Here is a 12521-nt window from a genome sequence, read left to right as displayed (position 1 = left end):
TCCTCCGGGAGGCCGGCCCCGGTCGGCGCCTCCCGGAGGAACCGGCGGAGGCCTCCCGGCCGTCGGGGTGCAGCCGGGTGCCGTGCGCGGTGCCTCGCCGTCCGGGCGATGGGCCCCTCCCTGCCCGACGAGGGCCGCGAGGGCCTGTCCGAGCACTACCGGCGGCTGCTCGACACCGGCCGGGGCCCGGTCCGGGCCTGCACCGCCGCCGCCGAACTGCACTGCGCCGAACTGCACTGCGCCGAGGTGCACTGCGCCGAGGTGCTCCGCGACGGGCGAACGGGCAGCCGGGGTCGGAGCCGGAAGTCCACGGCGCTGGTCACGTCGGTTGCCCGGCCGGGCGCAGGGGGCGGCGGACCAGCGGGCAGGGCCGGTCCGGCGCCGGATTCCCGGGCCACTCTCCGACGGGGGCCGCCGGATGCGCGCCGGGCGCACCTTGGATGTGCGCCGAGCGCGCGCCGGGGGCGCCCGCGACGCGCCCGGGCCGCGAATCCGTCCTCAGGGGTGACGCCCCGTCAGCATCCCTGTGCGGCAGCCTCCCCCTGGACGCGGAATCCCATCCGCCATTCGAGTGAATTCACGACTCCGGATCTTCTCGATCACGGGCGACTATGCTGCCGCCCCGTCAGGCCCTCGCGAAGCCCTCGCGATGGGCGGTTCGGGACGAGGGCGGGAGCCGAGAAGATGATGGGACCGGCGCATTCGCTGTCCGGCGCGGCGGCGTGGCTGGGCGTGGGGGCGATCGCGGAGGCCATGGGCGAACCGATGCCCTGGCCGGTGCTGCTGACGGGGGCGCTGATCTGCGCGGGCGCCGCGCTGGCGCCCGACCTCGACCACAAGGCGGCGACCATATCCCGGGCGTTCGGCCCGGTGTCGCGGGTCCTCTGCGAGGTGATCGACAACCTCTCCTACGCCGTCTACCGGGCGACCCGCAGCCGGCACGACCCCCGCCGCTCCGGCGGCCACCGCACTCTGACCCACACCTGGGTCTGGGCCGTGCTGTGCGGCGCGGGCGCCTCGGCCGTCACCGTGTACGGCGGACGGTGGGGCGTGCTGGCGGTGCTCTTCGTGCACATGGTGCTGGCGATCGAGGGGCTGCTCTGGCGCCAGGCCCGGGTCTCCAGCGACGTGCTGGTCTGGCTGCTCGGCGCGGCCTCCACCTGGCTGATCACCGGTGTGCTGGACAAGCCCGGCAACGGCTCGCTCTGGTTGTTCGACCAGCCGGGCCAGGAGTACCTGTGGATCGGCCTGCCGATCACCCTCGGCGCGCTGGTGCACTGCCTGGGCGACGCGCTGACCGTCTCGGGCTGCCCGGTGCTCTGGCCGATCCCGATCGGCCGCAAGCGCTGGTACCCGCTGGGCCCGCCGAAGGCGATGCGGTTCCGGGCCGGCAGCTGGGTGGAGCTGAAGGTGCTGATGCCGGTGTTCATGGGCGCCGGCGGCCTGTGCGCGGTGGGGGCGCTCGGCTACTTCGGCTGAGCGGGCCACCGGCGGGACGGGCCCCGCACCGGGGATCTCCTCGGTGCGGGGCCCGCTGCGCGTGTCCGGGCGGCCTCAGTGCCGGTGGCCGGCGTCGCCGTGCCCGGCGTGCCCGGCGGGTGCGGCGGGTGCGGCGGTCGGCGCCTGGGCCTCGGCGCCCGGCGCGGCCGCCGCAGTCCCGCCCACCGGGAGGGTGAACGCGGCGGTGTGCACGGCGCCCTGGTGCCGGAAGTCCAGGAAGAGCCGGTACTCGCCGCCGCTGGGCGCGGTGGTGGTGAAGGTGATCGCCGGACCGCCGGCCGCGGCGGCCCCCTCGGGCAGGTGCCCGTCGGGGTGGACGTGCAGGTAGGCGAGGTCGCCGGCGCGAAGCGCGACCAGGTGGCCGGCCGCGCCGAGGTACGGCTGGAGGTCGGTGACGGGCCGCCCGTCCCGCGCGACGGTCAGCGTCAGCTGCCCGGCCCGGCCCGGGGTGAGCTCGCCGTCCAGGGTCACCGTGTAGCCGTCGACGGTGACGGACCGTCCGGTCCGCGGCAACGGGGCCGGGCGCAGCTCGCCGGCGGCGTGCAGGTCGGCGCCCAGGGTCAGGCCCTCGGCGGCGTCGGCCGGGGTGAAGTCGGCGAACACCCGGTACTCCCCGGCGGCGGGCAGGGCGAGCGGCGCGCTCCAGGTGCCGTCGGCGGCGCGGACCGGGTGCAGGTGCTGGAAGGTGGCGAGGTCGCGCGGGGCGACGATCAGGTGCAGCTCCTTCTCGTGCGCTGGCCGGTACCCGGTGACCGGGCTGCCGTCGGCGCCGAGGATGCGGAACCGCAGCTCGGCCGGGGCGCCGGCGGTGACGAAGGGGTTCTCCAGGCCGAGGGTGTAGCCGCGTTCGGAGACCTGTAGCCCGCCGGGGAGCTGTTCGGCCCCGGCCCCGGCCCCGGCTCCGGCCCCCGCCGCGACCGCCGCCGAGTCCGTCCCCACGGTGGCGGCCGTGGTGTGCCCGGCGTGTGCGGCACTCGCGGGGCGCGGGGCGGGCGCCCCGTCGCCGGTCAGGTGGCCGGCGCCGTACGCGGCGCCGAAGACGGCGGTGACCCCGGTGGCGAAGGCGGCGATCTTCAGGGCGGTGTTCATGGCGGACTCCTCGGTGCGCGGGCGTGGGTGTGGGCGGGGGCGGGCGGTTCAGGCCCGCATCAGGCGGGCGATCGCCTGCGAGGCCTCGGCGACCTTGGCGTCCGCATCGGCGCCGCCCTTGGCGATGGCGTCCTGGACGCAGTGCCCGAGGTGGTCGTCGAGCAGCTGGAGCGCGACCGACTGGAGCGCCTTGGTGACGGCCGAGATCTGGGTGAGCACCTCGATGCAGTAGCTGTCCGTGTCGACCATCCGCTGCAGTCCGCGGATCTGGCCCTCGACCCGCCGCAGTCTGCGCTGCACCTGGTCCTTCTCGTGGTGGTAGCCGTTCATCAGGGGTCTCCCGTTGGTCGTCGATCCGATCCTCCGACACCCTCGATTAGATACCCCTGGGGGGTATCGAGTCAAGGATGGTCCACGGCGGTCCGAGGGTTGCGGGGCATACCCCCCAGGGGTATAAATGGAATCACCGCAAGGCGATACCCCCACTGGGTATCGCGAAGTCGCTATCCACGGAGGACCCCATGTCCTGCTGCTCCACCGACGGCACCTGCTCCACCGGCGCGACCGTCACCGTCGACCCCGCCGCCGTCACCACCGTCTACGCCGTCGCCGGGATGACCTGCGGCCACTGCGAGCAGGCCGTCGGCAAGGCGGTCTCCGCCCTCCCCGGCGTCACCGCCGTGCACGTCGACGTCGCGGCCGGCCTGGTCACCGTCTCCGCCGAGGCGGAGCCGGACGAGGAGGCCCTGCGCGCCGCCGTCGACGACGCCGGATACGAGCTCACCGGCCGGGCCTGACCCGCCCGGCGGGTCCGGGGTCCGGTATCCCGACCGGCGCCCTCCCGAACCCCCCAGGGGGTATCGGCCCCCGGGGCTCGAACCCGCCCCACCCGTTCCACCGCCCCACCGACGACCCACGAGGAGCCCAGATGACCACCCAGGCACCCGCCTCCACCGAGGTGGAACTCCAGATCGGCGGCATGACCTGCGCCTCGTGCGCCGCCCGGATCGAGAAGAAGCTCAACCGCATGGACGGGGTCACCGCCACCGTCAACTACGCCACCGAGAAGGCCAGGGTGAGCGTCACCGGCGCGATCGAGGTCGCCGACCTCATCGCGACCGTCGAGGCCACCGGCTACACCGCCGCCGTACCCCGCCCCGCCACCCCCGAGCCCGCCGACGGGGGCGGCCACGACGACCGCGCCGAGTCCGCCGACGAACTCGCCCCGCTGCGCCAGCGGCTGATCACCGCGCTCGCCCTGGCCGTCCCGGTCATCGCGATGGCGATGGTCCCCGCCCTCCAGTTCGACAACTGGCAGTGGCTCTCGCTCACCCTCGCCGCCCCCGTCGTCACCTACGCCGCCTGGCCCTTCCACAAGGCCGCCTGGACCAACGCCCGGCACGGCGCCGCGACCATGGACACCCTGGTCTCGCTCGGCACCGGCGCCGCGTTCCTCTGGTCGCTGTGGGCGCTGTTCTTCGGCCACGCCGGGATGCCCGGCATGCGGCACGGCTTCGAGTTCACCATCGCCCGCAGCGACGGCTCCTCCAACATCTACCTGGAGGCCGCCGCCGGCGTCACCGCCTTCATCCTGGCCGGCCGCTACTTCGAGGCCCGCTCCAAGCGCACCGCGGGCGCCGCGCTCAAGGCGCTGCTGGAGCTCGGCGCCAAGGACGTCACCGTGCTGCGCGGCGGCGCCGAGGTCCGCGTCCCGGTCGCCGAGCTGACCGTCGGCGAACTGTTCGTGGTCCGCCCCGGCGAGAAGATCGCCACCGACGGCGTGGTGGTCGAGGGCGCCTCCGCCGTCGACGCCTCGATGCTCACCGGCGAGTCCGTGCCCGTCGAGGTCGCCGCCGGCGACGCCGTCACCGGCGCCACCGTCAACGCCGGCGGCCGACTGGTCGTCCGGGCCGCCCGGGTCGGCGCCGACACCCAGCTCTCCCGGATGGCCAAGCTGGTCGAGGACGCCCAGAGCGGCAAGGCCGCCGCCCAGCGGCTCGCCGACCGGATCTCCGCCGTCTTCGTGCCGATCGTCATCACCCTGGCCCTGGCCACCCTCGGCTACTGGCTCGGCACCGGCGAGGGCTGGGCCGCCGCCTTCACCGCCGCCGTCGCCGTGCTGATCATCGCCTGCCCGTGCGCCCTCGGCCTGGCCACCCCGACCGCCCTGCTCGTCGGCACCGGCCGCGGAGCCCAGCTCGGCATCCTCATCAAGGGCCCCGAGGTGCTGGAGAACACCCGCCGCGTCGACACCGTGGTCCTCGACAAGACCGGCACCGTCACCACCGGCCGGATGACCCTGCTCGCCGTCCGCACCGCCGAGGGCGTCACCGAGGAGGAGGCGCTGCGGCTGGCCGGCGCCGTCGAGCACGCCTCCGAGCACCCGATCGCCGCCGCCATCGCCGCAGCCGCCGCCGAACGGCTCGGCACCCTGCCCGCCGTCGAGGGCTTCGAGAACGTCCCCGGCCTCGGCGTCCAGGGCGTCGTCGACGGCCACGCGGTGATCGCCGGACGCGAGTCCCTGCTCGCCGAGTGGTCGCAGCACCTGCCCGCCGCGCTCGCCGAGGCCAAGCGCGCCGCCGAGGCCGCAGGCCGCACCGCCGTCGCGGTCGGCTGGGACGGCGAGGCGCGGGCCGTCCTGGAGGTCGCCGACGCGGTCAAGCCCACCAGCGCCGAGGCGATCGCCGAACTGCGCGGGCTCGGCCTGCGGCCGGTGCTGCTCACCGGCGACAACCGGGCGGTCGCCGAGGCCGTCGCCGCCGAGGTCGGCATCCCGGCCGAGGACGTGATCGCCGAGGTGCTGCCGCAGGACAAGGTCGCCGTCGTCCAGCGGCTGCAGGGCGAGGGCAGGGTCGTCGCGATGGTCGGCGACGGCGTCAACGACGCCGCCGCGCTCGCCCAGGCCGACCTCGGCCTGGCCATGGGCACCGGCACCGACGCCGCCATCGAGGCGGGCGACCTGACCCTGGTCCGCGGCGACCTGCGCTCGGCCGCCGACGCCATCCGGCTCTCCCGCAAGACCCTCGGCACCATCAAGGGCAACCTGTTCTGGGCCTTCGGCTACAACGTCGCGGCGATCCCGCTGGCCGCCACCGGACTGCTCAATCCGATGATCGCCGGCGCCACGATGGCCTTCTCCTCGGTGTTCGTGCTCACCAACAGCCTCCGGCTGCGGCGCTTCCAGCCCGCCTGACCGCAGGCGGCCCGGGAGTCCCGGGAAAGGCCCGGGGAAGGCCCGGGAGGACGTCGCAGGGCCCGTACCGCGTGCGCGGTGCGGGCCCTGAGCGGTTCCGGGCGCCTCGGGGACTCAGCGCCCCAGCAGCTCGCCGCCGTTGCAGTGCAGGATCTCCCCGGTGATGAACCCGGCCTCCGGCGAGGCCAGGAACTGGACCGCCGCCGCCACCTCGCCGGTCTCCCCGATCCGCCCGAGCAGCGTCCGGGCCGACCGCCGGGAGACCTCCGCCTCGTCCAGCCGCGGGCCGAAGAACTCGGTGCCGGCCACCGTCCCCGGCGCCACGATGTTGGCGGTGATGCCCGAGGTGCCGAGCTGGGCGGCGAGGAAGTGGTTCCAGGCGTGCAGCGAGGCCTTCGCCGCCCCGAAGGAGCCGGCCCCGCGCAGGGCGGCGATCGAGCTGATGGTGACCACCCGGCCGGAGCCCGGGGTGAGCCGGTCGCGGATCGACTCGGTGAGCAGCACCACGGTCAGCACATTGCGCTCGAAGTCCCCCCGCCAGCGGGCCAGCAGGGCGTGCGGCCCGGCGCCGATCACGGTCTCCCGGCTGCCCGCGTTGTTCACCAGCACGTCGATCCGCTGCGGGAGCTCCGCCAGCGCGGCCTCCACCGCGTCCGGATCGGCGAGGTCGCAGACCAGCGGGGTCACGTTCGGTCCGAGCGCCGTGGCGGCCCCCTCCAGCACCGCCCGCCGTCGGCCGACGATCACGACCTGTTCGCCCGCCTCGGCGAACCGCCGCGCCACCTCGTACCCGATCCCCGTGCCACCGCCGGTGACAACCACGTTCCTGGTCATCTGCGCACTCCCTCCCCAGCTCCGCCGCCACGCTCCAAGGTGCGGGACGGTCCGTACCGGAATGCCACGATTCCTATCACGCTCGGTTGCCGTAACAGCGGGGAGGGTGACGTCGCGGCCGCTGGAAGGTGTGGTATGGGGCCGGCACCGCACGCACACGGAGCGTGGCGAGAGGCAGCTCACACCCCCCCGGCGTAACTTCTCACACGCTGATACGTCTTAGGTTGGTAGTGCGGCAGTTTTTCCGGTGGGCTGAGACGTGGCGAACGGCACAGCGTCGACGCACGACCACCGCTGCCGCCGACGGGGCTCCGGCGGGCCCCGGGTCGGTCGCCGACGGTTGGCGGCCTTCGCGCACGACGCCGGGGTGTGGCCGGGCCAGGGACGCTTTGAGCGGCCGTCCCGGGACGCGAGCCGCCCCCGGAGTCGTGCGCCGGACATGAGGGCGGGAGAACGCGAGGGCCCGGCCGCAGGGGTGCGGCCGGGCCCTCGTGGCACGGTGTCAGGGCGTGCGGACGGCGTCAGTGCGGGTGCACGGCGTCAGCGGGCGTCGATCTCCACGTAGTCGCGGATCGCGGTGCCGGTGTAGATCTGGCGCGGACGGCCGATCCGGCTGGTCGGGTCGTTGATCATCTCGTGCCAGTGGGCGATCCAGCCCGGCAGCCGGCCGAGGGCGAACAGCACGGTGAACATGCTGGTCGGGAAGCCCATGGCGCGGTAGATCAGACCGGTGTAGAAGTCCACGTTCGGGTAGAGCTTGCGCGAGACGAAGAAGTCGTCCTTGAGCGCGTGCTCCTCCAGCTTGAGCGCGATCTCCAGCAGCTCGTCGGACTTGCCGAGCTGGCCGAGGACCTCGTGCGCGAGCAGCTTGACCTGGGCGGCGCGCGGGTCGAACGCCTTGTAGACCCGGTGGCCGAAGCCCATCAGCTTGACGCCGGCTTCCTTGTTCTTCACCTTCGTGATGAAGGCGTCGACGTCGCCGCCGTCCTTCTGGATGCTCTCCAGCATCTCCAGCACGGCCTGGTTGGCGCCGCCGTGCAGCGGGCCCCACAGCGCCGAGATGCCGGCCGAGATCGAGGCGAACAGGTTGGCGTGGCTGGAGCCGACCAGGCGCACGGTGGAGGTCGAGCAGTTCTGCTCGTGGTCCGCGTGCAGGATCAGCAGCTTGTCGAGCGCGTTGACGACGACCGGGTTGAGCTCGTAGTCCTCGGCCGGGACCGCGAAGGTCATCCGGAGCAGGTTCTCGACGTAGCTCAGGTCGTTGCGCGGGTAGACGAAGGGCTGGCCCATCGCCTTCTTGTACGCGTACGCCGCGATGGTCGGGAGCTTCGCCAGCAGGCGGACCGTCGACAGGTGGCGCTGGGCCGCGTCGAACGGGTTGTGGCTCTCCGGGTAGAACGTCGACAGCGCGCCGACCACCGAGGACAGCATCGCCATCGGGTGCGCGTCCCGCGGGAAGCCCTGGAAGAAGCGCTTGACGTCCTCGTGCAGCAGGGTGTGCTGGGTGATCTCGCGGTTGAAGTCCGCGAGCTGACCGGCGTCCGGCAGCTCGCCGTTGATCAGCAGGTACGCGGTCTCGATGAAGTCACCCTTGGCGGCGAGCTGCTCGATCGGGTAACCGCGGTACCGCAGGATGCCGTTGTCACCGTCCACGAAGGTGATCGCGGACTTGTAGGCGGCGGTGTTGCCGAAGCCGTTGTCCAGGGTGACCAGGCCGGTCTGCGGGAGCAGCTTCGAGATGTCGAAGCCGGCGTTGCCCGCAGTGCTCTCGACGACGGGGTATTCGTACTCGCCGTCCTGGTACCGCAGTACTACCGAGTTGTCGCTCACGTCTTCCTCACCGACGAAATGAATCCTCTTCCAAGGTGCCCTGACTGTCTCTACCATCCCCCATCCGGCGGACAGCCGCGCACCCGGGGTGACCCGAAAGGGCCCGCCCCTACAAAACCTCCCGCCGCCGCCGGTACGAACCGGACAAGATCGGCACCCCACCAGGCTCTGTCGTAAATCTCTTCACGTCAAGAGAACAATAGAGGCAACCATCCCTTGGAGAATCATCCAGACGCAAGCCGGTGGTCCAGTGCGGCATGCCTCCGACCTGCGCTGACGCTGCGAACCGCCTGCCCGATCGCTTTCCGTGACCCCACCAGCACGACGAGTTTTCGGGCCCTGGTCACCGCGGTGTAGAGCAGATTTCGCTGGAGCATCGTCCATGCGGACGTGGTGACCGGAATCACCACCACGGGGTACTCGCTCCCCTGCGACCGATGGATCGTCACCGCGTAGGCGTGCGCCAACTCGTCCAGCTCGTCGAAGTCGTAGGGCACCTCCTCGTCCTCGTCCGTGAGCACCGTCAGACGCTGGTCGTCCACGCTCAGGGACGTCACCACTCCCACTGTGCCGTTGAAGACCCCGTTCCGCCCCTTGTCGTAGTTGTTGCGGATCTGGGTGACCTTGTCGCCCACCCGGAACGTCCGCCCGCCGAACCGCCGCTCCGCCAGCCCCTCCCGGGCCGGCGTCACCGCCGCCTGCAACAGCGTGTTGAGATTGCCCGCGCCGGCCGGGCCCCGGTGCATCGGCGCCAGCACCTGGACGTCCCGCCGGGCGTCGTAGCCGAACCGCTGCGGGATCCGCCGCGCCACCACGTCCACCGTCAGCCCCGCCGCGAGCTCCGCGTCGTCCTCCGCGAACAGGAAGAAGTCCGGCAGGCCCTCGGTCAGCGGCGGCAGCCCCTCGTTGATCCGGTGCGCGTTGGTCACCACCCCCGACTGCTGGGCCTGCCGGAAGATCCTGGTCAGCCGTACCGAGGGGATCGGCCCGCCCTCGGCCAGCAGGTCCCGCAGCACCTCCCCCGCCCCCACCGAGGGCAGCTGGTCCACGTCCCCCACGAACAGCAGGTGCGCCCCCGGCGCGACCGCCTTGACCAGCTTGTTCGCCAGGATCAGGTCCAGCATCGACGCCTCGTCGACCACCACCAGGTCCGCGTCCAGCGGCCGGTCCCGGTCGTACGCGGCGTCCCCGCCCGGCCGCAGCTCAAGCAGCCGGTGCACCGTCGAGGCCTCCACCCCGGTCAGCTCCGCCAGCCGCTTCGCCGCCCGCCCGGTCGGCGCCGCCAGCACCACCTTGGCCCGCTTCGCCAGCGCCAGCGTCACGATCGACTTCACCGTGAACGACTTGCCGCAGCCCGGCCCGCCGGTCAGCACCGCGACCTTCTCGGTCAGCGCCAGCCGCACCGACTGCTCCTGCTCCGGCGCCAGCTCCGCCCCGGTCTGCCGGGCCAGCCAGCCCAGTGCCGCCGGCCAGTCCACGTCCGCGAACCACGGCATCCGGTCACCGTCCGCCCGCAGCAGCCGCAGCAGCTGGTTGGCCAGCGAGATCTCCGCCCGGTGGAACGGCACCAGGTACACCGCCGTGATCGGCTCGCCGCCCTCCCCCGGCACCTGCTCGCGCACCACGCCCTCGGCGGCCACCAGCTCCGCCAGGCAGTCGATCACCAGCCCCACGTCCACCTGGAGCAGCTTCACGCCGTCCGCGATCAGCCGCTCCTCGGGCAGGTAGCAGTGCCCCTGGTCGCTGCTCTGCGACAGCGCGTACTGCAGGCCCGCCTTGACCCGCTCCGGACTGTCGTGCGGAATCCCCACGGCCTGGGCGATCCGGTCAGCGGTGAGGAAGCCGATGCCCCAGACGTCCGCCGCCAGCCGGTACGGCTCGTTCTTCACCACCCCGATCGAGCCGTCCTCGTACTGCTTGTAGATCCGCACAGCCAGCGAGGTCGAGACCCCGACGCCCTGCAGGAAGACCATCACCTCCTTGATGGCCTTCTGCTCCTCCCAGGCGGCCGCGATCTTCTTCGTCCGCTTCGGCCCGAGCCCCGGCACCTCGATCAGCCGGCCCGGCTCGTTCTCGATCACCTCCAGGGTGTCCACCCCGAAGCGCTCCACGATCCGCTCCGCGAACCGCGGCCCGATCCCCTTGATCAGCCCCGACCCCAGGTAGCGCTGGATGCCCTGCACGGTGGCCGGCAGCACCGTCGTGTAGTTCTCCACGACGAACTGCCGCCCGTACTGCGGATGCGACCCCCACCGCCCGTGCAACCGCAGCGACTCCCCCGGCTGCGCGCCGAGCAGCGCGCCCACCACCGTCAGCAGGTCGTTGGCGCCGCGCCCGGTGTCGACCCGGGCCACCGTGTAGCCGGTCTCCTCGTTGGAGTACGTGATCCGCTCCAGCACACCCTCGACCTGGGCGAGCTGGCGCGGCACCGCGGCCGCCGGGCCGGTGCCACCGCCGGCGGCGGTCCGCGCCCCTGTCTGACTGGCCACCGGGGCCCCCTTCACCGTGCGGGACGACTTCCGCTACGCACCGTACCGTCCGGGTGCGACACCAGGGGCCCGGGTGCCACGCTGGAAGGACGAGGGAGGGCCGGCAACGCCGACGAAGGGCAGCACACCATGCTCACCACCGCCTACCGTCCCGGCTCCCCCGACTGGCTCGACCTCACCAGTCCCGACACCGAGGCCTCGGTCTCCTTCTACACCGAGGTGTTCGGCTGGACCTACACCTCCGCCGGTCCCGAGGCCGGCGGCTACGGCTTCTTCCGCCAGGACGGCCGGACGGTCGCCGCCCTCGGCCCGTTCACCGAGGCGCACGCCCGCCCCGCCTGGACCGTCTACTTCTGCACCCTGGACGCCGACCGCACCACGGAACTGGTCCGCGAGGCCGGCGGCCAGGTCCGCTTCGCCCCGTTCAACGTCTTCACCAGCGGCCGGATGGCCGGCTACACCGACCCCGCCGGCGCCGACTTCGCGGTCTGGCAACCGCACGACGTCCGCGGCCTGGACACCGTCACCGAGCCCGGCAGCCTCTGCTGGGCGGAGTGCCACAGCATCGACGCCGAGGCGGCCAAGGCCTTCTACCGCACCGTCTTCGCCTGGCAGGAACAGGACGTCCCGATCGGCGAGGTCCTGTACACCGTCCTCACCCCGCCCGGCGGCGGCACGGCGGACGCCCACGGCGGCATCACCCAGCTCGACCCCGAGCAGACCGCCGCCGGCACCTCCTCGCACTGGCTCCCCTACTTCGAGGTCCCCGACGTCGACGCCCGCCTGGCCGCCGCGGAACGCCTCGGCGCCACCGTCCGGCTCCCCGCGACGGACGTGCACGGCGTCGGCCGCCTGGGCCGGCTCGCCGACCCGCAGGGGGCGGCCTTCGCCGTCATCACCAGCCCTCCGCCGGGCACATGACGCCAGGTCACCCGGGGAGGGCCGCCAAGGGCCGTCCAGGGGGCGCCTAGGGTGTGACCATGAACGATCTGACCATCCGCCGGGCGACCGGCGACGACCTGCCGGCCATCGTCGCCATGCTCGCCGACGACCCGCTGGGCGCCACCCGCGAGAGCCCCGGCGACCTCACCCCCTACCGGGCTGCCTTCGCACGCATCGACGCCGACCCGCACCAGCACCTCGTGGTCGCCGAACGCTCCGGCCGGACGATCGGCACCCTGCAGCTCACCGTCGTCCCGGGCCTCTCCCGGAAGGGCTCGACCCGCACGATCATCGAGGCCGTCCGCATCCACGCCGACGAACGCGGCACCGGTCTGGGCACCGACCTGATCCGGTGGGCTGTCGACCGCTCCCGCGAACTGGACGCCGAGCTGGTCCAGCTCACCTCCGACGTCACCCGCACCGACGCGCACCGCTTCTACGAGCGTCTCGGCTTCGTCGCCTCCCACGTCGGCTTCAAGCTCGCGCTCTGAGCCCGCGGAAATGCGAAAAGCCCCTGCCGGTATCCCCGGCAGGGGCTTTTCAGAAGAATTGTTCGGCGGCGTCCTACTCTCCCACAGGGTCCCCCCTGCAGTACCATCGGCGCTGTGAGGCTTAGCTTCCGGGTTCGGAATGTAACCGGGCGT

Annotated in this window: 10 protein-coding genes and 1 rRNA gene; 5 read left to right on the top strand and 6 right to left on the bottom strand. The window is 73.0% G+C overall.

Translation table 11 applies throughout. The features are described 5' to 3' along the window. The first annotated feature begins 684 nt into the window (after positions 1 to 684). Complete coding sequence (locus ACFU74_RS31545; RefSeq protein WP_380762997.1) at positions 685 to 1479, top strand: metal-dependent hydrolase; 795 nt, start codon at positions 685 to 687, stop codon at positions 1477 to 1479. A gap of 75 nt (positions 1480 to 1554) precedes the next feature. Here ACFU74_RS31545 and ACFU74_RS31540 read toward each other — a convergent pair whose 3' ends face one another. Together ACFU74_RS31540 and ACFU74_RS31535 are read right to left on the bottom strand one after the other, a co-directional pair. Beyond that, complete coding sequence (locus ACFU74_RS31540) at positions 1555 to 2589, bottom strand: hypothetical protein (RefSeq protein WP_380762995.1); 1035 nt, start codon at positions 2587 to 2589, stop codon at positions 1555 to 1557. 48 nt (positions 2590 to 2637) lie between these two features. Next, complete coding sequence (locus ACFU74_RS31535; RefSeq protein ID WP_380763001.1) at positions 2638 to 2949, bottom strand: metal-sensitive transcriptional regulator; 312 nt, start codon at positions 2947 to 2949, stop codon at positions 2638 to 2640. A gap of 161 nt (positions 2950 to 3110) precedes the next feature. Between ACFU74_RS31535 and ACFU74_RS31530 the strand changes: the two genes are divergently transcribed. Together ACFU74_RS31530 and ACFU74_RS31525 are read left to right on the top strand one after the other, a co-directional pair. After that, positions 3111 to 3386, top strand: a complete 276-nt coding sequence (locus tag ACFU74_RS31530) for a heavy-metal-associated domain-containing protein (RefSeq protein ID WP_380762993.1) — start codon at positions 3111 to 3113, stop codon at positions 3384 to 3386. Between the two features lie 131 nt (positions 3387 to 3517). Then, entirely contained in the window at positions 3518 to 5782 is a 2265-nt protein-coding gene (locus ACFU74_RS31525) for a heavy metal translocating P-type ATPase (protein WP_380762991.1), read from the top strand. A 114-nt stretch (positions 5783 to 5896) separates the two neighbouring features. On the opposite strand, the gene ACFU74_RS31520 is transcribed toward ACFU74_RS31525, so the two are convergent. The 3 genes from ACFU74_RS31520 to ACFU74_RS31510 form a co-directional block, all read right to left on the bottom strand. Next, the gene (locus ACFU74_RS31520) at positions 5897 to 6616 is read right to left on the bottom strand and encodes an SDR family NAD(P)-dependent oxidoreductase (RefSeq protein WP_380762989.1); all 720 of its coding nucleotides are present in this window, start codon (positions 6614 to 6616) and stop codon (positions 5897 to 5899) included. 540 nt (positions 6617 to 7156) lie between these two features. Then, positions 7157 to 8446, bottom strand: a complete 1290-nt coding sequence (locus tag ACFU74_RS31515) for a citrate synthase (RefSeq protein ID WP_380762987.1) — start codon at positions 8444 to 8446, stop codon at positions 7157 to 7159. A 224-nt stretch (positions 8447 to 8670) separates the two neighbouring features. Continuing rightward, complete coding sequence (locus ACFU74_RS31510) at positions 8671 to 10875, bottom strand: ATP-dependent RecD-like DNA helicase (RefSeq protein WP_380762999.1); 2205 nt, start codon at positions 10873 to 10875, stop codon at positions 8671 to 8673. Between the two features lie 189 nt (positions 10876 to 11064). On the opposite strand from ACFU74_RS31510, the gene ACFU74_RS31505 reads away from it, so the two are divergent. Both ACFU74_RS31505 and ACFU74_RS31500 read left to right on the top strand, forming a co-directional pair. Continuing rightward, complete coding sequence (locus ACFU74_RS31505; RefSeq protein WP_380762985.1) at positions 11065 to 11856, top strand: VOC family protein; 792 nt, start codon at positions 11065 to 11067, stop codon at positions 11854 to 11856. 59 nt (positions 11857 to 11915) lie between these two features. Then, positions 11916 to 12368 (top strand): GNAT family N-acetyltransferase, encoded by a 453-nt coding sequence (locus tag ACFU74_RS31500; RefSeq protein ID WP_380762983.1) that lies wholly within the window; start codon positions 11916 to 11918, stop codon positions 12366 to 12368. A gap of 60 nt (positions 12369 to 12428) precedes the next feature. Here the strand turns inward: ACFU74_RS31500 and rrf are convergent. Continuing rightward, positions 12429 to 12521 (bottom strand): 5S ribosomal RNA (gene rrf / locus ACFU74_RS31495); the annotation flags it as partial.

Origin of the sequence: Kitasatospora sp. NPDC057500, from assembly GCF_042802195.1 — a bacterium.
In the GTDB taxonomy this organism is placed as follows: Bacteria; Actinomycetota; Actinomycetes; order Streptomycetales; family Streptomycetaceae; genus Kitasatospora.
This window is presented reverse-complemented; position numbering and strand designations above follow the sequence as displayed.

Coding starts and splice junctions, on each gene's coding strand:
- ACFU74_RS31545 (WP_380762997.1), top strand. CDS start 685: ATGATGGGACCGGCGCATTCGCTGTCCGGCGCGGCGGCGTGGCTGGGC.
- ACFU74_RS31540 (WP_380762995.1), bottom strand. CDS start 2,589: ATGAACACCGCCCTGAAGATCGCCGCCTTCGCCACCGGGGTCACCGCC.
- ACFU74_RS31530 (WP_380762993.1), top strand. CDS start 3,111: ATGTCCTGCTGCTCCACCGACGGCACCTGCTCCACCGGCGCGACCGTC.
- ACFU74_RS31525 (WP_380762991.1), top strand. CDS start 3,518: ATGACCACCCAGGCACCCGCCTCCACCGAGGTGGAACTCCAGATCGGC.
- ACFU74_RS31520 (WP_380762989.1), bottom strand. CDS start 6,616: ATGACCAGGAACGTGGTTGTCACCGGCGGTGGCACGGGGATCGGGTAC.
- ACFU74_RS31505 (WP_380762985.1), top strand. CDS start 11,065: ATGCTCACCACCGCCTACCGTCCCGGCTCCCCCGACTGGCTCGACCTC.
- ACFU74_RS31500 (WP_380762983.1), top strand. CDS start 11,916: ATGAACGATCTGACCATCCGCCGGGCGACCGGCGACGACCTGCCGGCC.